General features: G+C 70.9%; 25 protein-coding genes. 7 read left to right on the top strand and 18 right to left on the bottom strand.

Translation table 11 applies throughout. From position 1 onward, the window contains the following. Positions 1 to 195 precede the first annotated feature (195 nt). Both BM396_RS15810 and BM396_RS15805 read left to right on the top strand, forming a co-directional pair. Positions 196 to 432, top strand: a complete 237-nt coding sequence (locus tag BM396_RS15810) for a hypothetical protein (RefSeq protein WP_007563940.1) — start codon at positions 196 to 198, stop codon at positions 430 to 432. Positions 433 to 604: 172 nt separating this feature from the next. After that, entirely contained in the window at positions 605 to 844 is a 240-nt protein-coding gene (locus BM396_RS15805) for a hypothetical protein (protein ID WP_007563942.1), read from the top strand. A 213-nt stretch (positions 845 to 1,057) separates the two neighbouring features. Here the strand turns inward: BM396_RS15805 and BM396_RS15800 are convergent, their stop codons facing one another. The 6 genes from BM396_RS15800 to BM396_RS15775 all read right to left on the bottom strand — a co-directional run bounded on the left by BM396_RS15800 (position 1,058) and on the right by BM396_RS15775 (position 5,994). Further along, positions 1,058 to 1,321, bottom strand: a complete 264-nt coding sequence (locus tag BM396_RS15800) for a hypothetical protein (RefSeq protein ID WP_007563945.1) — start codon at positions 1,319 to 1,321, stop codon at positions 1,058 to 1,060. Between the two features lie 99 nt (positions 1,322 to 1,420). Next, positions 1,421 to 2,755 (bottom strand): ATP-binding protein, encoded by a 1,335-nt coding sequence (locus BM396_RS15795; protein ID WP_007563947.1) that lies wholly within the window; start codon positions 2,753 to 2,755, stop codon positions 1,421 to 1,423. Continuing rightward, positions 2,752 to 3,498 (bottom strand): response regulator transcription factor, encoded by a 747-nt coding sequence (locus BM396_RS15790; RefSeq protein ID WP_007563949.1) that lies wholly within the window; start codon positions 3,496 to 3,498, stop codon positions 2,752 to 2,754. Before BM396_RS15790 ends, BM396_RS15795 begins: the two co-directional genes overlap by 4 nt. 12 nt (positions 3,499 to 3,510) lie before the next feature. Further along, a complete protein-coding gene (locus tag BM396_RS15785) occupies positions 3,511 to 4,197 on the bottom strand; it encodes a ZIP family metal transporter (RefSeq protein WP_007563950.1) in 687 nt (228 codons plus the stop codon). 7 nt (positions 4,198 to 4,204) lie between these two features. Continuing rightward, positions 4,205 to 5,191: a cation diffusion facilitator family transporter gene (locus tag BM396_RS15780; RefSeq protein ID WP_007563951.1), complete on the bottom strand. Its 987-nt coding sequence runs from the start codon at positions 5,189 to 5,191 to the stop codon at positions 4,205 to 4,207. A gap of 47 nt (positions 5,192 to 5,238) precedes the next feature. Continuing rightward, on the bottom strand, positions 5,239 to 5,994 hold the full coding sequence (locus tag BM396_RS15775) for a cation efflux transmembrane domain-containing protein (RefSeq protein ID WP_043380901.1): 756 nt from the start codon (positions 5,992 to 5,994) through the stop codon (positions 5,239 to 5,241). A gap of 67 nt (positions 5,995 to 6,061) precedes the next feature. Between BM396_RS15775 and BM396_RS15770 the strand changes: the two genes are divergently transcribed. Beyond that, the gene (locus BM396_RS15770; protein ID WP_007563954.1) at positions 6,062 to 6,607 is read left to right on the top strand and encodes a MerR family transcriptional regulator; all 546 of its coding nucleotides are present in this window, start codon (positions 6,062 to 6,064) and stop codon (positions 6,605 to 6,607) included. A 145-nt stretch (positions 6,608 to 6,752) separates the two neighbouring features. On the opposite strand, the gene BM396_RS15765 is transcribed toward BM396_RS15770, so the two are convergent. Beyond that, entirely contained in the window at positions 6,753 to 7,178 is a 426-nt protein-coding gene (locus BM396_RS15765) for a MerR family transcriptional regulator (RefSeq protein WP_007563956.1), read from the bottom strand. Between the two features lie 69 nt (positions 7,179 to 7,247). Between BM396_RS15765 and BM396_RS15760 the strand changes: the two genes are divergently transcribed. Together BM396_RS15760 and BM396_RS15755 are read left to right on the top strand one after the other, a co-directional pair. Then, positions 7,248 to 7,670 (top strand): hypothetical protein, encoded by a 423-nt coding sequence (locus BM396_RS15760; RefSeq protein WP_007563959.1) that lies wholly within the window; start codon positions 7,248 to 7,250, stop codon positions 7,668 to 7,670. Then, the gene (locus tag BM396_RS15755; RefSeq protein ID WP_007563961.1) at positions 7,670 to 7,894 is read left to right on the top strand and encodes a GDCCVxC domain-containing (seleno)protein; all 225 of its coding nucleotides are present in this window, start codon (positions 7,670 to 7,672) and stop codon (positions 7,892 to 7,894) included. The genes BM396_RS15760 and BM396_RS15755 overlap by 1 nt, the downstream gene beginning before the upstream one ends. Before the next feature lie 129 nt (positions 7,895 to 8,023). On the opposite strand, the gene BM396_RS15750 is transcribed toward BM396_RS15755, so the two are convergent. The 11 genes from BM396_RS15750 to BM396_RS15700 form a co-directional block, all read right to left on the bottom strand. After that, entirely contained in the window at positions 8,024 to 8,299 is a 276-nt protein-coding gene (locus tag BM396_RS15750) for a MerR family DNA-binding transcriptional regulator (protein WP_007563962.1), read from the bottom strand. A 327-nt stretch (positions 8,300 to 8,626) separates the two neighbouring features. Next, positions 8,627 to 9,931, bottom strand: a complete 1,305-nt coding sequence (locus tag BM396_RS15745; RefSeq protein WP_007563965.1) for an ABC transporter ATP-binding protein — start codon at positions 9,929 to 9,931, stop codon at positions 8,627 to 8,629. A 66-nt stretch (positions 9,932 to 9,997) separates the two neighbouring features. Beyond that, on the bottom strand, positions 9,998 to 10,795 hold the full coding sequence (locus BM396_RS15740; RefSeq protein ID WP_007563967.1) for a GNAT family N-acetyltransferase: 798 nt from the start codon (positions 10,793 to 10,795) through the stop codon (positions 9,998 to 10,000). A gap of 121 nt (positions 10,796 to 10,916) precedes the next feature. Next, a complete protein-coding gene (locus BM396_RS15735; protein ID WP_007563971.1) occupies positions 10,917 to 11,627 on the bottom strand; it encodes a transglycosylase SLT domain-containing protein in 711 nt (236 codons plus the stop codon). Continuing rightward, the gene (locus BM396_RS15730; RefSeq protein ID WP_007563973.1) at positions 11,627 to 12,337 is read right to left on the bottom strand and encodes a copper-binding protein; all 711 of its coding nucleotides are present in this window, start codon (positions 12,335 to 12,337) and stop codon (positions 11,627 to 11,629) included. Before BM396_RS15730 ends, BM396_RS15735 begins: the two co-directional genes overlap by 1 nt. A 75-nt stretch (positions 12,338 to 12,412) precedes the next feature. After that, positions 12,413 to 12,703 (bottom strand): copper-binding protein, encoded by a 291-nt coding sequence (locus BM396_RS15725; RefSeq protein ID WP_007563975.1) that lies wholly within the window; start codon positions 12,701 to 12,703, stop codon positions 12,413 to 12,415. Between the two features lie 163 nt (positions 12,704 to 12,866). Beyond that, complete coding sequence (locus tag BM396_RS15720) at positions 12,867 to 14,285, bottom strand: multicopper oxidase family protein (protein ID WP_043380886.1); 1,419 nt, start codon at positions 14,283 to 14,285, stop codon at positions 12,867 to 12,869. A gap of 41 nt (positions 14,286 to 14,326) precedes the next feature. Beyond that, entirely contained in the window at positions 14,327 to 15,859 is a 1,533-nt protein-coding gene (locus BM396_RS15715) for a TolC family protein (RefSeq protein ID WP_007564144.1), read from the bottom strand. A 47-nt stretch (positions 15,860 to 15,906) separates the two neighbouring features. After that, a complete protein-coding gene (locus tag BM396_RS15710; RefSeq protein ID WP_007564146.1) occupies positions 15,907 to 16,203 on the bottom strand; it encodes a hypothetical protein in 297 nt (98 codons plus the stop codon). 168 nt (positions 16,204 to 16,371) lie between these two features. Beyond that, complete coding sequence (locus BM396_RS15705) at positions 16,372 to 16,800, bottom strand: hypothetical protein (RefSeq protein WP_230364970.1); 429 nt, start codon at positions 16,798 to 16,800, stop codon at positions 16,372 to 16,374. A 245-nt stretch (positions 16,801 to 17,045) separates the two neighbouring features. After that, on the bottom strand, positions 17,046 to 17,657 hold the full coding sequence (locus tag BM396_RS15700) for a DUF2231 domain-containing protein (RefSeq protein WP_007564148.1): 612 nt from the start codon (positions 17,655 to 17,657) through the stop codon (positions 17,046 to 17,048). 522 nt (positions 17,658 to 18,179) lie between these two features. Here BM396_RS15700 and BM396_RS15695 point away from each other — a divergent pair. Together BM396_RS15695 and BM396_RS15690 are read left to right on the top strand one after the other, a co-directional pair. Then, the gene (locus BM396_RS15695; RefSeq protein ID WP_039903061.1) at positions 18,180 to 18,734 is read left to right on the top strand and encodes a sigma-70 family RNA polymerase sigma factor; all 555 of its coding nucleotides are present in this window, start codon (positions 18,180 to 18,182) and stop codon (positions 18,732 to 18,734) included. Continuing rightward, a complete protein-coding gene (locus BM396_RS15690) occupies positions 18,731 to 19,381 on the top strand; it encodes an NrsF family protein (protein WP_007564152.1) in 651 nt (216 codons plus the stop codon). The genes BM396_RS15695 and BM396_RS15690 overlap by 4 nt, the downstream gene beginning before the upstream one ends. Positions 19,382 to 19,451: the final 70 nt, after the last annotated feature.

The raw sequence follows: 19,451 nt of genomic DNA, 5'->3' as shown, positions 1-19,451 counted from the left end.
AAGGCATCGTCCTGGCCTCTTGAACCCGGTCTGAACAGATTTTGTGGCCGCCATGCAAGGTCAGCCGCGGTCACGACGCGAAAGCGGCCAAGCCGTTTCTCGCTCGGCCGAGACGAATACCGGGCGAGGAAAATCCGGGAACGGTTTCGCGGGGGGCCGCATTCCCGGCCGACCGCGAAACATGGAGATCCTTGGATGAAGATCATGTTCGCCGCCGCCGCCGCGGCCGCCCTGGCCCTCGCGCCGGTCGGTGCGCTCGCCCAGCACGTGGACGTCGGCCCCGGCGGAGTCGGGGTTCACGGCGACGGCCACCGCCGCGATGTCGACCATACGCACACCACCGTCGAGGAGAACCATCGCGACCGGCCGGTCGTGCACGAACATCATGACGACCATCACGAGAAGACCGTCGTGGAAGAGCACCGCCACTGAGCGGCTGACATCGCGACGGGGCCGGGCCGGGGGCAGCGACGTCCGGCCCGGCCCCTCGCATTTCGAGGACGTCGGCGAACCTGGGGTGACGGCTTCCTGAACGACGGTCTCAGAACCTGTTCAACGGCCGCCGCGCAAACCGCCGCAATAGGAATCCCCGGAGGAGACAGCGATGCGACGGCACCTAGCAGGCTTGATGGCGGCGGCCATCCTCCTCGCGCCGGCCGCGGCCTCGGCCCAGTATTACGAGCGCGGCTACGGCTACGGCGAGCGGCGGCCGCACGACCATGTCGATGTCTACCGCCACGGCAACCATGACGACGTCGTGGTCCGGCACCATCACCCGCGCCGCGAGGATTACGGGCCGGGCCGGTTCGAGCGGCACCATCACCATCACGACTTCGACGACTGAGGTCGCCGCCTGGCGTCGAGAAGAGGTCGCCCGCACCGGCTCGCGCCGGTGCGGGCGCATCACGACGCGCGAGGGGTCGGCGCATCGTGAACGACGTGCCGAGCAGGCTCGGCGAGCGCGTAGCCGATCACCGCGGCCAGGAGCGCGAAGACGACGAGCAGGGGCAGCATCCGCATGTCCGCGCCTCCCGCCCCCGCGGCCTGCCCGGCGAGCTCACTTCTTGCCGGGCTTGTCGTGGCTGTGCCCGTGGGCATGCCCGTCGTTGTCCGAATGCGCCGGCTTGCCGTCGGGCCGCTTCTCACGGGCCTCGCTGACGCGCGGGTCGTCGCGATGGGCCGGGCCGCCCGACACGCCACCGGTGTTCGGGACGGCGCGCTCGGGGTTCGAGGCATTGCCGTGGCTGTCCACGGCGAAGGCGGACCCCGTGGCCGCGGCCAGCATCCCGGCGGCGAGGACGGCGGCGAGCGTGCGCTTCATCTGTCGGTCTCCTGTTCGGCGCCGACCGCGTCGGCCGCTTCGAAGTCCGAGATAGCCAAGCCGTTTGTCTCCGGGACGCCGCGTTCGTGACGAAGTGTGTCAGCCGCCGCGCCCAGCCCGGGGCACGCGGATCTCGGCCCGCAATCCGCCCTCCGGCCTCGTGGTCAGGATGAGCGTGCCTCCCTCCGCTTCCACGGCCCGCCGCGCGATGGTCAGGCCGAGTCCGGTCCCGCCGGTGTTTCGGTTGCGCGACCCCTCCAGGCGGGTGAAGGGCTCGAAGGCGCAGGCGACGTCGCATGCCGGGATGCCGGGCCCGTCGTCGTCGATGCGCAAGACCAGCGCTGTCTCTTCGGCCGCCAGGGCGATGCGCACCCGCGCGCCGTAGCGCACGCCGTTGTCCACGAGGTTCTCCAGCGCCCGCCGGAAGGCGACTGGGCGCACCGTCGCCAGGGCCCGGCCGGGTCCTCCGTATGCGACCGCCCGGCCGGCATCCGCGGAGGCGTCGGCGACCCCCATCAAAATGCTCGCGACGTTGGTGACCTGCCGCGGCTCCGGGTCGGCGTCGCCCCCCAGGTAGGCCAGCGTCGCGTCGACCATCGCCTGCATGTCGTCGAGGTCGGAGGCCATGGCGCGGCGCCCGGCCGGGTCCTCGACGTGGTCGAGGCGCAGGCGGAGCCGGGTGATGGGCGTTCGCAGGTCGTGGGACACGGCGGCGAGCGCCTGCGTCCGCTCGCCGACCAGCCGGTGGATGCGCTCCTGCATCGCGTTGAGGGCACGGCCGATCCCTCGGGTCTCGTCGGGACCAATCTCGGGAACCCGGACGGGGGCGCCGTGGCCGATCCGTCCGGTGGCCCGGGTCAGCTCCCGCAAGGGGCCGGCGATCCGATGCATCAGGACGACCGCGGCCACCCCGACGAGGATGGCCATGGCGGTGGCGAGCGAGGCCCAGGGCGCGACGGGGACGAGGCTCGGGGCGTGCGCGGACCGGAAGGTCAGCGCGCTCCCGTCCGGAAGCGGGATGATCCCGCGCAGGTCCTGCCGGTGGAGCGGCTCGTCCGGCGCCTCCAGGTTCAGGGCGAGCCCCGCCCCGAGGACCGGTTCGAGGGCGAGGAGGCGGTCGCGCAGGTCCCGGAGCGCGGGATCGGTCGCCCCCGGGGGGCGAGCCGGCGCTGGGGCGTCCCAGCCGATCTCGAAATGGTTCGACGAGAGGGCCTCGGCCTCGTCAGCCCGCTCCTCCGGCGGGCGCCGCGACACGGCCTCGCGCGCGATGACGAGTTGGCGGGCGACCTCGGTGGCGAAGGCCTCGTCGGCGGCGGCCGCCGCCGAGAGGCGGTAGATCGCCAGCGCGCCGCCATGGACGAGGAGCACGGCCAGGAGCAGGACGACGACGGTGCGCCCCTCCAGGCTGCGGGCGAGGCCGAGGACGCCCCTCATGCCCGCTCGACCTTGGCGGCCAGCATGTAGCCGGTGCCCCGCACCGTCTTGATGACGGCGGCCGTCCCCGCGGGCGGTTCGAGCTTGCGCCGCAGCCGGCTGACCAGGGTGTCGACGCTGCGGTCCGACGGCGCGGAGAGGCGCCCGCGGCCCATCTCCAGGATCTGCTCGCGGCCGAGCACCCGGCCCGGGTGTTCCAGGAACACCAGCAGCAGGTCGTGCTCGGCGCCCGACAGGTCGACGGCGGCGCCTTCGGGATCGGTCAGGGCGCGGCTGCGCAGGTCGAGCCGCCAGCCGGCGAAGGCGAGGGATTCCGGCCGCGACGCCGCGCTCGGCACCGGCGCGAGCGCCGACCGGCGGAGCACCGCCCGGATCCGGGCGAGGAGTTCTGGGCGCCCGAACGGCTTGGCGACGTAGTCGTCGGCGCCCAGTTCCAGGCCGAGCACCCGGTCCGCCTCCTCGTTGCGGGCGCTCAGCATGATGACCGGGACGGTGCCCTTCGCCCGCAGGGCCCTGAGCAGGTCGAACCCGGACGCGCCCGGCAGCATGACGTCGAGGAGGACGAGGTCAACCGGCGTGTCGGGCAGGAGCGACCACATCTCGGCGCCGCCGCGGCAGCCCGTGACCCGGAAGCCGCTCTCCCGCAGGATGCGGCCGACGAGCACGCGCATGCCGTCGTCGTCCTCGACGAGCAGGATGTGGGCCTCGTCCGGGAGGGACCTGGTTTCGCCCGCGGCAAGCATTCCGGATACAGCCTAGCCGATCATCCCGTCGAGCAGGAGCAGCAGCAGGAAGCCCGCGAAGAACATCGCCGTCACCCAGGGGCGGTCCTCGGTCTCGTGCGCCTCGATGAGGAGTTCCTCGGTCACGAGGTACAGCAAGGCGATCAGGCCGAAGGAGAGGAAGCCGGCCTGGACGGCGGCGGGCAGCGAGCCGACGGGCCCGCCGAGCAGGGCTCCGAGCGGGAGCAGCAGCACGAGGGCGGCCGTCAGGCCGACCACCTTGCCCTTCGACGCGCCGCCCTCGCCGAGTTCGTTCGCCACGGTTAGTCCCAGGAACAGCACCTCGATGGTCAGCGCGACGGTGAGCAGGATGCCGGCCTTCGCCCCGGCCGCGAAGGCGATGCCGAGGACGAGGCCGTCCACCAGGATGTCGATGCCGGTGACCGACATCAGCCCGGCCGGCCCCTTCACCCGCTTCTCCAGGATACGGACGAGGAGCATCGCGGCGACGCCGAGCGCGCCCCCGACCAGCATGGCCCAGGGCGATCCGGCATGCTTGACGTCGGGCAGGATCTCGCCCGCGGCCGCCGCGAAGACGACGCCCGCGGCGAAGTGCTGGATGGCGCTGACCAGGACGGGGCCCGGCCGCAGGTTGACCGCCACCGCCGCGCCGACGACGGCGGCCGCGGCGGGGATCAGGGTATAGGACCAGGCTTGCATGCCGCGCTCAGACCACGTGGTCCGGAGCCAGGGCGCAGGCGGTGGCCTCGCTCGTCTCCACCTGGAGGGTCGTGTGGCCGATGCCGAACCGCTCCCTGATGCCGGTGGCCGCCGCCATCAGGAAGGCGTCGTCGGGACGGCCGCCGGGCATGAGGAGGTGCGCCGTGAGGCAGGTGTCCGTGGTGCTCATCGCCCAGATGTGCAGGTCGTGCAGGGCCGCGACGCCGGGCAGCCCTTCGAGGTGGCGGCGTACGGCGACCGGGTCGATGCCCGGCGGGACGGCGGCGAGGGACAGCGTAAGACTGTCTCGCAGGAGCCCCCACGTGCTCCAGACGATGACGGCCACGATGGCGAGGCTCACCACCGGATCGAGCCACGTCCATCCGGTGTAGAGGATGACGAGGCCGGCGATGACCACCCCGGCCGAGACGGCGGCGTCGGCCGCCATGTGCAGGAACGCCCCGCGGATGTTGATGTCGCCCTTGGCCCCGGAGGCGAACAGCCACGCGGTGATGCCGTTCACCAGGATGCCGATTGCGGCCACGACCATCACGGTCTTGCCTGCGACCGGGACGGGCTCACCGAACCTCTGGATCGCCTCCCACGCGATGGCGCCGACGGCGACCAGCAGGAACACGGCGTTGAAAAGGGCCGCCAGGATCGACGAGGCCTTCATCCCATAGGTAAACCGCGCGCTCGGGGCCCGCCTGGCCAGCACCGTCGCGATCCAGGCCACGATGAGGCCGAGCACGTCCGAGAGGTTGTGGCCGGCATCGGCGAGCAGGGCCACCGAGTTCGCCAGGACCCCGTAGGTCGCCTCGACGGCCACGAAGCCGACGTTGAGCGCGATGCCGATGGCGAATGCCGTCCCGAAGCTTGCGGGGGCATGGCTGTGCCCTGGCCCATGGGAATGCCCGGCATGGTCGTGACCCGCCTCGCCGTCGTGGTCATGCGATCCGTGATCATGTCCTGCGCGTGCGTCGTGTGATGTCATGGTCGTCCCTGTATCCGTCTTGGTCTGTACGCGGATCGGTGCGCGCCTTATCCGGACGCCGCGGTTCGCGTCGTGACGGCGCCTTCGCGATACTCCGCCCAGGCCTGCCGCAGGATCTGCACCGACGAGGTCAGGAAGATGCCGGCCATCACCGCCGCGACGGCGAGGTCGGGCCAGGCCGACGCGGAACCCCAGACACCGAGCGCAGCCACCATCACCACGACGTTGCCGATGGCGTCGTTGCGCGAGCACAGCCAGACCGAGCGCACGTTGGCGTCGCCGTCCTTGTAGGGGCGCAGCAGCAGTACCGAGCCGAGGTTGGCTGCCAGGGCCATCAGCCCGATGACGCCCATGACCTCGGCCTTGGGCACCCCGAGCACCAGGACGTGGTAGGCAGTCGAGCCAAAGACCCAGACTGCCATCACGCTGAGGGACAGCCCCTTGGCGAGCGCCGCCGTGGCCCGAGCCCTGAGGGACGCTCCGATGACCGCGAGGCTCAGGCCGTAGGTGACCGTGTCGCCCAGGAAGTCGAGGGCGTCGGCCTGGAGCGCCTGCGAGCCGGCAAGGTGCCCGGCGGCCATCTCGGTCAGGAACATGGCGCCGTTGACGGCGATGACCGTCCACAGCACGCGCTTGTAGCGCGGGTCGACCCCGTCGAAGACGGGCACGCCCCCAGAGCAGCCGCAGGCATCCCCCGTGCCGCAATCGCCCCCCGCGACGAGCTGCGGCGGCGCCGCCGGATGCGCACGTTCCGCCCTCGATGCCTGACAGCCAACGGTCGAGCCGCAGCACTCCTTGGCCATGACGCCTCCTTTCCAAGTCGTGGACGACTGCCTACTTCCTCCAGCGACTAGAGGAGCAAGCGGAAAAATGGAGCTGTCGATAGGCGAGCTGTCGCGGCGTACCGGCGTGCTCGCCACGACCATCCGCTACTACGAGACGGCCGACTTGATGCCGCCGCCGCCGCGGACGGAAGGCGGCCGCCGCCGCTATGGGCGGGCTGACATCGAGCGCCTGGCCTTCATCCGCCACGCGCGCGAGCTCGGCTTCGAGGTGGACGCCATCCGTGAGTTACTGGCGCTGGCCGCCCAGCCCGACCGCTCCTGCGCCGAGGTCGACAAGATCGCCCGGCGTCACATGGCCGAGGTCGAGCGCCGCATCGAGCGGCTCATGGCCCTGAAGGGCGAGCTCGCCCGCATGACCGACGCGTGCGGCCAAGGCCGGGTCGGCGAGTGCCGTGTCATCGAGGTCCTCTCGGACCATGCCTGCTGCGAGGATGAGGGCCACCGCGCTACCCGGAGCCGGCGTCCCACAAGGCCGGAAGCGAAGCAGGGAGCCCGGCCCCGGAGCGCATCGTCGTCGACATTCGATCAGGAAGACGACATGATATTTCGGGAGGGCCGGGCTCAGCCGTGATTGGGACTTCCGAACATTCGAGGTTTGAAGCAACCGAATGCCAGGACCGCTTCCTGTAACCGCTCTGGTTCGCGGCCGGAGCGGACCGACGGTGGGGGCCTCTGGGTCTACCGAGGATGCAGGCGTCGGATGGGTGCTCCGAAGCTCACTCGGCGGGGTCGATCATATCGAGCACCGGGCATCCAGGAGCCGCCCCACCGGGGCACTGCTCGATGGTTTCGGCCAGGAGACGTTCGAGCCTTGACAGGTCCGCGATCTTCGCACGCACCCGGTCAAGGTGGTGCCTCGCGATCCCCTGTCCCTCGCGGCAGGTTGCCTTACCAGGCCGACGCAGTTCGAGCAGCGCCCGAACCTCGTTCGGCGTGAAGCCAAGTTCGCGTCCGCGACGGATGAAGGCCAGGGTGCGCTCGTGCTCAACGCCGTAGGACCGATGGCCACCCTCGGTGCGCGGGGGCGAAGGGAGTAGGCCGACCTTCTCGAAGTACCGGATGTTCTCGATGTTGACGCCGGTCCGCAGCGACAATTGACCGATGGTCAGGGCCCCGCTTCGCGCCCCCTTAGCCGTACCCATGAAGATCGCCCTTGATCCTGTAGTGGCTACAGGATGCAGGGTAGCCGAGGATCACGATGGATACGAGACATGACCCTCGATCAGACACCGCCTGCCGAACGACCCGTCCACGAACCGGCCGCGGTCAGCGTTGGCAGCATCGCTGCGCTCGGCGCCATCACGGGGCTCGGTGCCCTGGCGGCCTCGTCGTGCTGCGTGCTGCCCATAGTCTTGGGCGGCCTCGGGATCGGTGCTGGGGTCTTCACGGTCCTCGGCGTGCTCGCCTCTCTTCGCACGCCGCTGATGCTCGTCAGCGTCCTGGCGGTCATCGCCGGCTGGTTCTTCTACGCGCGGCGGCGACGGGCTGCTTGCGGGCCGGATGGATCATGCCCAGCTCCGCGTCGGTCATCCGCCCCCCTGGTGCTTCTCAGCCTCGCCACGCTGTTCATCGCCGCCGCTGCGGCCGGGAGCTACTTTGAGCCCGCCCTGATCAAGATGCTACGGACAGCCTGATGAAGCTGATCTCGATCCTGACCTGTCCGCATTGTGGGCACCGGGCTTCGGAAACGATGCCGACCGACGCCTGCCAGTTCTTCTACGAATGCCCTGGCTGCGGCACTCTGCTCCGCCCGAAGAAGGGCGATTGCTGTGTATTCTGCTCGTACGGCGATGTCCCGTGCCCGCCGATCCAGGAAGCTCAGGAACGAAATGAACCGGCGAGCTGCTGCAAGGGCTGAGCAGCCATACTGTTTAGCTCCATCACGCCCACCCGGTGAGCGGCGCTGCGCCAAAACCGAGGTCGGCTTGCGCAAACCCATCCGAACGCCGTGCGGGTCGCCTGATGCAAAGCGTCCCAGTCTGGCGCGCTAAGGACAAAAACACTGCCGGCGCAGCAGCCAGAAACCTGCCCAGAATCGTAGGATTGTGAACGTGGCGCACGCGCGCCCCATGGCAGCCAGCGGCGGCGCGACTATCGACGGATGCCGCGCGTGCACGAACCGCAGCCTGCGCACCTCGTCCTCGGCGTAAACCCGAAGGCCCGACACCGACCGGGTCGGTGTCGGGATCAGGCCCGTCCGCACGTAGTAGCGGATCATCTTGGGCGAGATCCCGCAGGCGCGTGCCACCTCCCCGATCCTCATCGCCCCACTCCTAGTTCCGTCGAGGCACGTCGGCGCACCCGGATGAGTCTGGACGCCGCGACCGACCCGGCCCCGCGACCGCTTCGCTCGGCTCGAACGCCGGCGTGATCCGGAGCGTGCTCGCATCGCCGCCGGCCGAGCCGCGCCGGACGGCCTTAGGGCACGCGACGTCGCCGTGGCCGGAAGCACCGACGGTGGAGCCCCGAGGGCCGCGGTCGCCTTCGCTACCGGGGGCGGCCGCGCCAGGACCTCGTATGGTGCGGGCCCCGGGAGGCGGAGCGGGGGGAGGCCGCGGTCGGGGAACGGCACAGGTTGGGCGCCCGTCGGCTAGGCCGCCTCCCGTGCCGAAACCGACCTCGTGATGCCTGGCTGAACGGCAGCCGGAAGGTCGACGGCCCGCGTGACCTCGGCGAAGCGCGCCGCCGCGTCCGACCAATCCTGGGCGAAATCGAACAGCTCCCTGAGGGCGGGCGCGATCTCCTTGTAGGCCGCGAGCGCCGCCACCAGGGCGCCGAGCGTGAGGCGGCCTTGCACGACGAGATAGCCGCCGATCAGGAAGAAGAAGAACGGCGTGAGGTTGGACGTGTAATTGTACAGGCTCTTGATGCCGCCCTTCATGTCGTTGATGGCGACGCGGAGCCGCTCAAGCTCCTCGACGTGCGCCATGTGGCGCCGCAACGACGAGGCGGATGCATCGCGCTCCGCCGCGGAAGGGGCGAGGCCCGGACGCCCGGCGACCTCGGGCGTGGTGACGAGGGCGCCCAGCGTCCGCGTGGCGAGGACGCGCTGCCGGACCTTCGCGTTCAGACGCCTTTGGAGGCGCGGCAGGACCGTAAGCTGCACCGGCAGCATGATCAGCGCGGCGAAGGCAAGGGCGACGTCCTGGAGCAGGAGGAAGGCGACGCTCGTGACCAGCACGCCCCCCTGCACGATGGGGACCGCGACGAGGCTGCCGCCGAAGTAGCCGATGGGCTCGACTTCCTGGACCGCCACGGCGGAGAGCGTCGTGCGGCGTTCGACCGAGCGCTCCGTCCGCACGCGCCGCAGGACGGCCAGGCGCAGGCGTCGCACGACCCGCTCGTTGACGCGTCCGCGGACCCGGTTCGCCGCGTACTTCAGGAGGCCGTTCACGGTGAGGACGGCGAGGTAGCCGGCGCACAGGGCGAACAGGAGTTCCGTGCGGCCGAGGGGGAGTCCCAGGAACGTCATGCCGGGATGCCCGTCGCCCCGCGCGTCGTCGAGCGTGTGGTTGACGATGTGCTTGGGTATCTCAAGGGTCAGCCATGCGGCCGGCAGCGTGGCGAGAGACAGGAAGACCAAGCGGACCTGGATGCCCGCCGTGGCACCCAGGACGTATGCCTCCAGGCGCCGTCCCGGCCGGAGCGCGAAGCCGCGATGCCGACGGCCACGGGACGGGGCGTCCCGCAGGGCATCGGTGGCTCCCGCCGCGGCGACAGCATCCGCCGTCCGCCGACGGCGGCGCAGCGCGGCGCGGCCGACGAGCCACGCGGTCCACACAGGCGCCACGACGAAGACGAGGAGGGCATCGGCGACGATCCACCAGTGGCCGTGTGGGTAGTCGAGGCCCGTGAGCCTGTGGGCGAGTGCGTGGATGGCTTCGATTGCCGTCACGGGGCGGATCGGTCCGAATGTCCGGGAGGGGAGGGCGCGCTTCGCGGCCCGGCGTGATTGATGGGCTCAGTCGGCATCCGGCGGCTCCGCCTCTCGTGCGTCCACCTCCGACTGGATGCCGTCCCCTGGGTGAGCGCCGTAGCCCTCGTCCCGCGGCGTGGCGCGCGCGCCGCGACCCACGGCCCCCGCCCGCGGTTCGAATCGGACGGTTCGGAACGTCCCGAAGGCGAACTGGCGTCTCGTGCGGATCGAACAGGGTCTGAAGCCCGCCCGTTCGACCGCCTTGAGGGAGGCGGCGTTGTCGGCGTCGACGAAGGCCACCAAGTGTCCCTTGCCCAGTGACCGGGCGCGTTCGGCGATCAGGTACACGGCGGCGGCCATGACGCCCAGGCCGCGGAAGCCCTTCGGCGTGAAGGCGTTCTCCAGCATGGCCTCGTCGGCTGCCAGAACCGGCAGGGCCCCGGACCGACGGACCGCGTCGCCGTAACCCGGGTCGGTGAGCCACTGGACGTGGCACGGGCGGCCCGACCTGACCTCTTCGAGCACGTAGCAGCGGCTCGGCAGGACGCCGTGCGCGGCGGCACGCAATCGCCACTCGACGTCATCGCGTTCGCGTTTCGCCGCCTCGTCGCCGCCGGAGGGGAAGAGGGCCGCGAGGTCGTCCGGCCGGAAGTCGCGCAATCGCACCGGGATTTTGGCGACCGGCGGTTCGATGGCGACCGACAGGTTCCGCCCAAAACCTATCGAGACCCGCCTGGAGTAGGGGCCCAGGGCGATGCGCCGGGCCACCCTGGCGCGCAGCATCGCCAAGCCATCGCCGAGGGAGCCGTCGCCGCGCGCGTGCGGGTAAGGCTTGAACGTCATGCCGAGCCTCCCTCCATTCGCCGCCGGCGCACCAGGGCGGCCATGCGTCGACGCGCACGGGTGACCGGCGCCTTCCGGCGCACCCAGGGGAGCGGCGGGAGCGCCGCCCATTCGGGCCGCATCAGCCGCCCTCCATGATCCGGGCGGTCCGGATCTCGACGGCCCGGACGCGCGCGACGTGCGCGGCCCAGAACCGGTTCGCGAGGAACATGACGGCCGTCGGCGCCGCGCGGGTTTTCGATGCGGATGTCCGCGGGATGCCGGGACCGGCCGTCGCCGCGACCGCCGCGAGCGGCGACCCCATGGCGGCCAGCCGGTCGTGGGCGCGCCGGCAGTAATCGACGGAGTGCGGCGTCATGCGCTCCTCGCCGTGGCCGGCACGATACTTGGCCAGGGCACGGCAGACATCGCCGCCCGCGAGGCTCCAGGCCCGTGCGAGGTAGGCGACGCCGAAGCGGATGTTCGTGGCAGGGTCGAGAAGTTCCGCGGCCGGCCCGCGATGACCGAGCATCGCCGCCGTGGCCGGCCGGACCTGCATCAACCCGAGTTCGCCGACCGTTCCGACCGCCCCGGCGTCGTAGCCGCTCTCGACGAACGCGACCGCCTCGGCGAGCGCGGGCGGGACCCCGCGTGCCGTCGCCTCCCGCATGAGGAGTTCGCCATAGGCGGTGCGACCGCGGGCCTTGGCGTTCCCGGGGGCCGTGGCCGTCGCGGATGGTCCCGTGGTGCCCTCCGCCGCGGCCGCCCCGGCGCCGGCAACGGCGGCGAGGCCGAGGAGGACGCCCAGGGCGCGAGGTGCCGCCGGGCGTGGGACGTTCCGGCCGTATCCCACTACTTGGCTTTCTGGATGCGGGTGACGGCGATCGAACCGTTCACGCGGTCGGCCGAGAACCGCACCCGCTCGCCGGGCCTCAGGCCCTTGAGCATGGCCGGGTCCTGGACCTTGTAGGCCATCGTCATCGCGTCCATCCCGATGTTCGGGATGGTCTCGTGGTCGAGGGTCACCTTGCCCGCGGCGTCGTCGACCTTCTTGACGGTTCCGGCGACGAGCGGGGCGTTCGACGGCGTCGCCTGCGGAGCCGGCTGCGGGGCCGCCTTCTCCGCGGGGGGCGTTTCCGGCTGACCCTGGGCCGGGTCGCCCTTCGCTCGACGGTCCAACGGTCCCTCGCCCGACGGCGTCTGGTTCGGCTGCGGCCGGTAGCCGGCCTCGCGGCTGCGGACCTGCCACTGCTTCAGGGCGTCGATCTTGGCCTGCTGCTCGTCCTGGATCTTCTGCGCGAGCTCGCGCAGCTGCCGGTCTCCGCCGTAGTCGAGCTGCGTCTTGGCCAGGAACAACGTCTCCTCGTAGCTGGCGATCAGCAGCTCCGCGAAGTCCCGGTCCGGGTCGCCGGTCAGCTTCGTGTCCCGGAAACGGTTCGACATCGTTTCGCGCGCCCGCTCCAGGGCTGCGGGCGCGCCCTTGGCGGGCTGCGCGCCGGCGTGCTGCGGGATCGGGCCGACGAGCGCGGCCGCGAGCGCGGTGGACAGGATCAGGCGTCGCATGGTTGCTCCATCTCAGGGCTCCGAAGCCCTCGCGCGGGACCGGGCGGAAGCCGCACGGGGCTTCCCTCCAGGGCGCTACTTCGTCTTCTGGATCTTCGTGACGGTGTACGCGCCGCCGGCCTCCGCGACGTCGAAATCGACCTTGTCGCCGGCCTTCAGATCCTTGAGCATCGCGGGATCCTTGACGGGGTACGCCATCGTCATCGCATCCATGTCGAGCTTCGGGATCGCCGCGTGGTCGAGCGTGACCTTGCCCGCGGCCGGGTCTACCTTCGTCACCGTCCCCTTCACGGACTGCGCCCATGCAGGCGCCGCGATCGCCAGGAAGGCCGCCGAAAGGACGGCGAGCGGGAACTTGCTTCTCATGGTTTCTTCTCCTCAGGTCGATTGAACCGCCACGCCGGCGCCGTTGAGGGGATCGGCGACCGGCGCGGCGGACTTCGGACGGGATCGCTCCCGTTCCGAACGGGTTCGCCTGCCTCGCTCGTGGCGATTCCGGCAGGCCGTCTGGCGCGTTGTGGGCGTCCGCCTAGTGCTCGTGGCCGCCCGCGTTCGAGGCCGTGCGGCGCGTCCGCGGATCGACGACCCGCAGGTCGGTCTGCCGGGCGCGCCGGGCCTTCGGGGTGTCCGGGGCGCGGGCCGGCTCCGGCATCGGCTCGCCGGTCCACTCGTATGCGAGGGTGCCTTCCGGATGCCTGTACCAACCGGGGTCGCGGTAATCGCCGGCCGCCAGTCCCGGACGGACCTTCAGGACCGTGAACATCCCGCCCATCTCGACCGACCCGAACGGGCCCGCGCCGGTCATCATGGGCAGCGTGTTCTCGGGCAGCGGCATCTCCATCTCGGACATCATGCCACCGCCCGTCGAACCCATCGGCATGTAACCTGGGGCGATCTTCTGGATCTGCTTGGCCGTGCTCTTCAGGTTCACGCCGATGTAGGTCCGCACGTTGTGGCCCATGGCGTTCATGGTGTGGTGCGACTTGTGGCAGTGGATCGCCCAGTCGCCCGGGTTGTCGGCGTTGAACTCGATGGCCCGCATCTGCCCGACCGCGACGTCGACCGACACCTCCGGCAACTGATAGTTTTCGTTGATCCAGCCGCCGTCCGTGCCGGTGACCTTGAAGTCGACGCCGTGGACGTGGATCGGGTGGTTGGTCATGGTCAGGTTGCCGAAGCGCATCCGGACCTTGTCGCCCTGGCGCGCGACCATCGGATCGATGCCCGGCCACACCCGGCTGTTGAAGCACCACATGTTCATGTTGAGCATCGTGTTGACCTTGGGCACATAGGACCCGGCCTCGATGTCGTAGGCGTTCAGCAGCCAGACGAAGTCGCGGTCGACCCGCCGCTCGGCGGGGTCGCGCGGATGCACGACGAAGAAGCCCATCATGCCCATCGCCATCTGGACCATCTCGTCCGAGTGCGGGTGGTACATGAAGGTGCCGGAGCGCCGGAGGATGAACTCGTAGACGAACGTCTTGCCCGGCGGGATGCCGGGTTGGGTCAGGCCGGCGACCCCGTCCATGCCGTTGGGCAGCGTCTGCCCGTGCCAGTGCACGGCGGTCGCCTCCGGCAGGCGGTTGGTGACGAAGATGCGGACCTTGTCGCCCTCGACCGCCTCGATGGTCGGTCCCGGCGACTGGCCGTTGTAGCCCCAGAGCCGCGCGTCCATGCCGGGCGCCATCTCGCGCACGACCGGCTCGGCGATGAGGTGGAACTCCTTCCAGTCGCCGCGCATGCGCCACGGCAGCGTCCAGCCGTTGAGCGTCACCACCGGCTGGTAGTCCGGCCCGCTCGTCGGATAGAGCGGCGGCTGCATGGTCGCCTTGTCCATGATCGGGGCCTCGGGCAGGCCCGCGGCCTGGACGCGCCCGCTGATCATCGACGTGCCGGCGAGCACGAGGCCGCCCGCTCCCAGGATCCCTCTGCGCGAGATGTCGGTCATGGTTTCCCTCCGAATGTCATGGGCGGCGCGGGCCCCCGACCTCAGCCGCCGGGCGTCGCGACGGCGAGGCTCGTGCCCGGGGTGCCCCCGGCGGCCTCGCCGCCGAAGTTGCCCCCCGAGAACCCGCCGCCGACGGTCGCCGCCTTGAGGTCGGTCGCCGCGATCCAGAAGTCGCGCTGCGCCTCGATCGCCTGGATGTTGCTCAGGATCCTGGCCCGGGCGTCGACGATCAGCGTCGTGACGTCCAGCAGCATGCCGCTGTACTGGAGCAGCGCCTGGTCCTGGATCGTCCGCCGCAGGGGCAGGACGCTCGTCTGGTAATGCCGAGTGATGTCGTACTGGCCGCGATAGCGCTGGTAAGCCTCGCGCACCTCGGAGCGGGCGTTGACCGCGCGCTCGGCGAGGCGGTTGGCGCTGGCGAGGTAGCTTTCCTGCGCCCCCCGGACAGCGGTGGCCCCGAAGTCGTAGATCGGGATGACGAGATCCGCCGAGAACCCGTTCAGGCTGGCCTTGTCGACCTTCGGGGCACCGCCCTCGCCCCCCGCGGTCCTCGACCGCGAGAACCGGTTCGCGAAGCCCGCATCGAAGACGCTGACGAAGCCGCTGGCCTGGTTCAGCCCGAACTGCCCCACGAGCGATTGCAGCTCGAAGCGGGCTGCCTGCACGTCGGCCCGCTTGATCATCGCCTCGGCCTCGATGGCGTGCCCGTCGACGAGCCTCCCGGGCAGGGGCGGCAGGCCGTTGGGCAGGCGGAAATCGATGTCCCGCCCCCAGAGACCGAGCAGTCGGGTCAGCCGCTCCCGTTCGGCGCGTTGCTGCACCCGCGCCTTAGCGAGCTGCGCGCCCAACTCGCTGTAGAAGGCGTGCTCGCGCGCCTGTTCCAGCTTGTTCAGAGCCCCCGTCTCGCCCAGCTGCTTGGCCAGCGTCGAGGCGGATTCCGCGCCGGCCAGCGCCTGTTCGAGGAAGGCGGTCGCCTGGTTGGCCGCGACGGTACGGTAGAATTGCCGGCGCGCCTCGCCCCCGAGCCGCAGGACCTGCTCCGCCGCGTTGTACTGGTCGGCCGTGAACCGCTGCCGCGCGATCTCGGCGCGCACCGGGAGCGTAGCCAACTCCAGCACGCTGGCGGCGACGGAGCGCTCGATCTCCGTGTTGAAACCCAATCCCCATTGCGTGATCGAGAGGCGCGGCGAGGGCGGCAGCGTGGCCTGCACGTACTGCGCCTCGGAGACGCCGAGGTCGTTGAAGGCGGCCTGCAAGCCCCGGTTCCTCAGGAGCGCGACCTGCACCGCGCCGTCGGCGGTCAAGGGACGGCGCAGCAACGCGTCCACGCGGGCGTCCGCGCTCGGCGCGACGCCCTGGTCGTCCGCCTTCACGATGTCCTTGCGCAGTTCAAGCGCCGCGTAGCCGCCGGCCACGGAGAGGCCCGCGTCCGGCGAGAAGCTCGCGCAGCCTGCCAAGGCGAGGCCGAGGCCGGTGATGCTCGCGGCCACGCGCACGAACCGCCCCCGGACGGCCTCGTCCGGCGGTCGCGCGCTCGTACCGGCGTGTCCCGGCGCGGTCGTCGTGCCACTCATGCCCGGTAGTCCGGCGCCGCCGCCCGTTTGGTTACAGCGACGGGCCATCACCGGCCCCCCGAATCGCGCTTGCCGCCCATGCCGGGCATCCCGTCCATGCCCGGCATGCCCCCCGTACCGCCGGACCCGGCCTTCGGCGCGACCTGGCGATTGAGCTCGCGCCAATCCTTTGGGTCGACGACGCCGAAATCCTTCACGCCCTGCGTCACCTTCGCGTAGCGGGGCGGCCGGACCGGGATGTCCGGCTCCGAGGGCAGGACGAGCCCGGCGGGAACGGCGGCGGGCATGCAGCCGGCGAGCGGCAGGACCGCCGCGAGCGCGGCCGGTCTCGGCAACTTGAACATCTTGGATTTCCCGAGGTGAGGCGGACGGCCGAAGGCAGGCCCAGGCGTGGCACGGGCCGCGGGTCGAGCGGCGACGGCGTCGCGCCCGGCGAAGGCGTCGGCTCGTTGTGGGTGTGCGAGGCCGTCCTGTCGGAGCGGCCGAGGGCGGGCGCTAGATCCGCCCGCGCGTCACGCTTGGCGCCTCGGCGGCCGCTCGATCCGTAGCGGATGCGCGTCGACGGCCCCGTCCACCTGGACGATCAGGACCCGCTCGGACGGATGAAATTCCAGGGTGATGCTCGCCCATGGCAGGGTGGGAAGCGCGGCTTGGCACGCGAGCGGGCAGCAGGTAGCCGGGCAGGGAGGATGTTTGGGGCGATGCCGATGGCCGGGGCATCCTTCGTCGGCGGCCGCAGCCGGCAAGGCGAGGGAAGTCCCCCGTATCCCAGCCTCGTCCGGCTTGTTCTGGCTGCCCAAGGTGCCGGCGGCGTGCGCGAGATGCGTCGCCGCGGCGGCGGCTATGTGCCGGTGAGCCGTCGACTGCCGGCCCATGGTGCACGGCGCTGCCGGCGCGATGGCCAAGGCCAAGGCGAGTACGGCAAGCAGCAATGCGCGCACGACTTTCACTGATCAGGGCCCCTGCCTAATCTTCGCGGACATTCTCACGCCGGGGTGGAAGCTGCAATCCGTGGTGCTCGACCGATGTCCCACAAACTCAGCGTGTTGGAAGTTCGCCACATGCCGGTGTCGACGGCGAAGCCGCACTCGGCGGATTGACCGCCACACCGGTGCCAGGACCCCCGCCGCGTTCATGCGACGGGCGCTTGGGGGTACCCGGGACGGGTATCACCGCGGCCCGTCCGTCAATGAGCGTGTTCGTGCGGTGCGGAGGGGGCGTCCGGCGCCGGGCGCGTCTCTACCTTGCCCGCGGCGGCATCGGGCGTGTTTGGGGCGTCCGCGGTCTCGTGGTCGTGGCCGTGCTCGTGGGGATGGCCGCCGCTTGCGGGGTGGACGTGGTCGCCCGATCTCGGGAGCGCCATGACGCCCAGGCCGTAACGGTAGACGTTCTCGCCGCCGAGCCAGCCCGTGACCACGAGGGCCCCGGAACCTCCGGCGAGGAGCGCCAGCAGCACGACGCCCGCGCCTGCGACCTTCCGGCGCTCCAGCCAGGCGACGCCGGCGGCGGCGAGGAACACGAGCGCGGTGGCGATGGCCCAGCGAAGGTGGACGGTCATGTTCGCGTGCGAGGCCGCGTCGTGGGCGACGGTGTTGTACGCCGACCAACCCGTGGCGAGGGTCGCGACCGTGACGGCCGCGCCGATTGCGAGGTTCCATCGGGCGGCGGCCGTGAGCGCGCCACCCGATGCCGCTTTCCTGAACAGGGTCCCCGCGGCGAAGAGGACGCTGGCCGTGATGAGGAGGGCGACCGTGAAATGGACCGCGACCGGATGCCAGTTCGGTATCACCTCGATCATGATCATGCTCCTAGGGAAACGTCGATGGCGGGACGGGCCGGCTTCTTGCCCGGACCGCCCCCGGTGAGGGGAAAAGCGATGGCGCCGAACGCCCGCTCCGGGACGAATCCGCCGTCGTCCCCGGATCGGAGACCGCCCTCTCGGCGGCGCTCTCGGCAGGCCTTTCCATGCGAAGGGAGAGCGCGGGCGGCGAGGCTCCGGAGGCTTCCCGCCCGGCGCGTGGCGTTGGGTCCGGCTGGGTCTAAGATCGGGGCATAGGCTTGGCAATTATGGGCGGCACATGCCTACGCTCCCGGGCATGCCGCGAGCGCTGTAACGTTTCGGCGGCCGCTTGCGGATTGTTCTCCGAGCGGCGCGGCCGATCATACGTCGCCTTCGGCCGACGAGCCTCAGGGCGCGGATCGCCGTACGACACGCTCCTGCAGGATGGTGCTGCGGTCGTGAGGACACGGTGGGGTGGCGGAACATGCGACGTATCTCTGGCATCCGCTCAGCGGCTACGAACCGGCCCGCCTAGTCCCGGTGCTGCAGGTGGAAGAGGAACTGCGCGCGCTGCTTATCGCCAGCCTTGCGGGCAGCGCGGCCGACTACCGGCGCTTCCTGGGGCGGCTCGGGTCGCACCTGCGCGCGTATTACAAAGGCAAACTGGCTCGCTCCGGCCGTACCGACACCGAGGCGGAGGATCTCGTCCAGGAGACGCTGATGGTGATCCATGTGCGGCGGCACACCTATGACGTCACGCAACCGGTGACGCCGTGGATCCACGCCATCGCCCGCTACAAGCTCATCGACCATTTTCGGCGTACGCGTACGGCCGCGGCCGACGTCCCTGTCGAGGATGCCGGCGTGCTGGTGGCTCGCGACGATCATGTCGCGGCGGAGAGTTCGCTCGACGTCGAGCGCCTCCTGGCGCACCTACCGCCCAAGATGAGGAACGCGATCCTCTCGACGAAGGTCGAGGGCCTGAGCGCCGCCGAGGCGGCCGAACGTGCCGGGATGTCCGAGACCGCGATTAAGGTGAGCGTCCACCGCGGCCTGAAGACCCTGGCCAATCTCGTGGGAGGCAAGGCGAGATGAAGACCGACGAACTCATCGGCCTGCTGGGCGCCAGCTTCGAGCGCGAACCGGTCGGGGCCCCCTGGATGACCCGCCGGCTCGCGCTGGCGGTCGCGGTCGGCGCGACGGCCGCGCTGTGCCTGGCGCTGGCGTTTCTGGGCTTGCGTCCCGGCCTGACCGAGGTCCGGCCGCTCCTGTTCCTCGCGTTCAAGTTCTCGTTTGCGGCCGCGGTCGGGGGTCTCGCGCTCCGGTATCTCGTCAGGGCGGCCAGGCCCGGCGGCGAGAGCCGCGTCCATCTCGGGGTCGCCGCCTTGCCGTTCCTCGTGGTCGCGGCGCTGGCGTGCGTGAGCCTGTTGATGGCGCCGACCGAACATTGGCACGGCATGGTATCCGGTCACACCTGGCTCGAATGCCTCATCTCGATCCCCGTGATCGCCGTCGTGCCGTTCGCCGTCGTCACGTGGGCGGTTCGACGGTTCGGAGCGCCGACGGATCTCGTGCGGGCGGGTGCCCTGGTCGGCCTCTCCGCGGGAGCCGTGAGCGCGCTCGGCTATTCGCTGCACTGCATGGACGATACCGTACCGTTCGTCGCCGTATGGTACGGGGGGACGATCGCGATGTGCACGCTCGTCGGAGCGCTCCTGGGACCGCGCCTCCTTCGCTGGTAGCGAGCCGGTTCGGAACATCCTCCGGATCGCCTGCCGGGGTTCGAGGGGCGACGCGACGGCTTGGGGGCCT

This window comes from Methylobacterium sp. UNCCL125 (assembly GCF_900116795.1).
Lineage (GTDB): Bacteria > Pseudomonadota > Alphaproteobacteria > Rhizobiales > Beijerinckiaceae > Methylobacterium > Methylobacterium fujisawaense.
Note: the sequence above shows the minus strand (reverse complement) of the source record. Positions and strands in the feature narration are given on the sequence as shown.

Coding starts and splice junctions, on each gene's coding strand:
- BM396_RS15810 (WP_007563940.1), top strand. CDS start 196: ATGAAGATCATGTTCGCCGCCGCCGCCGCGGCCGCCCTGGCCCTCGCG.
- BM396_RS15805 (WP_007563942.1), top strand. CDS start 605: ATGCGACGGCACCTAGCAGGCTTGATGGCGGCGGCCATCCTCCTCGCG.
- BM396_RS15800 (WP_007563945.1), bottom strand. CDS start 1,321: ATGAAGCGCACGCTCGCCGCCGTCCTCGCCGCCGGGATGCTGGCCGCG.
- BM396_RS15795 (WP_007563947.1), bottom strand. CDS start 2,755: ATGAGGGGCGTCCTCGGCCTCGCCCGCAGCCTGGAGGGGCGCACCGTC.
- BM396_RS15790 (WP_007563949.1), bottom strand. CDS start 3,498: ATGCTTGCCGCGGGCGAAACCAGGTCCCTCCCGGACGAGGCCCACATC.
- BM396_RS15785 (WP_007563950.1), bottom strand. CDS start 4,197: ATGCAAGCCTGGTCCTATACCCTGATCCCCGCCGCGGCCGCCGTCGTC.
- BM396_RS15780 (WP_007563951.1), bottom strand. CDS start 5,191: ATGACATCACACGACGCACGCGCAGGACATGATCACGGATCGCATGAC.
- BM396_RS15775 (WP_043380901.1), bottom strand. CDS start 5,994: ATGGCCAAGGAGTGCTGCGGCTCGACCGTTGGCTGTCAGGCATCGAGG.
- BM396_RS15770 (WP_007563954.1), top strand. CDS start 6,062: ATGGAGCTGTCGATAGGCGAGCTGTCGCGGCGTACCGGCGTGCTCGCC.
- BM396_RS15765 (WP_007563956.1), bottom strand. CDS start 7,178: ATGGGTACGGCTAAGGGGGCGCGAAGCGGGGCCCTGACCATCGGTCAA.
- BM396_RS15760 (WP_007563959.1), top strand. CDS start 7,248: ATGACCCTCGATCAGACACCGCCTGCCGAACGACCCGTCCACGAACCG.
- BM396_RS15755 (WP_007563961.1), top strand. CDS start 7,670: ATGAAGCTGATCTCGATCCTGACCTGTCCGCATTGTGGGCACCGGGCT.
- BM396_RS15750 (WP_007563962.1), bottom strand. CDS start 8,299: ATGAGGATCGGGGAGGTGGCACGCGCCTGCGGGATCTCGCCCAAGATG.
- BM396_RS15740 (WP_007563967.1), bottom strand. CDS start 10,795: ATGACGTTCAAGCCTTACCCGCACGCGCGCGGCGACGGCTCCCTCGGC.
- BM396_RS15730 (WP_007563973.1), bottom strand. CDS start 12,337: ATGCGACGCCTGATCCTGTCCACCGCGCTCGCGGCCGCGCTCGTCGGC.
- BM396_RS15725 (WP_007563975.1), bottom strand. CDS start 12,703: ATGAGAAGCAAGTTCCCGCTCGCCGTCCTTTCGGCGGCCTTCCTGGCG.
- BM396_RS15720 (WP_043380886.1), bottom strand. CDS start 14,285: ATGACCGACATCTCGCGCAGAGGGATCCTGGGAGCGGGCGGCCTCGTG.
- BM396_RS15715 (WP_007564144.1), bottom strand. CDS start 15,859: ATGAGTGGCACGACGACCGCGCCGGGACACGCCGGTACGAGCGCGCGA.
- BM396_RS15710 (WP_007564146.1), bottom strand. CDS start 16,203: ATGTTCAAGTTGCCGAGACCGGCCGCGCTCGCGGCGGTCCTGCCGCTC.
- BM396_RS15700 (WP_007564148.1), bottom strand. CDS start 17,657: ATGATCGAGGTGATACCGAACTGGCATCCGGTCGCGGTCCATTTCACG.
- BM396_RS15690 (WP_007564152.1), top strand. CDS start 18,731: ATGAAGACCGACGAACTCATCGGCCTGCTGGGCGCCAGCTTCGAGCGC.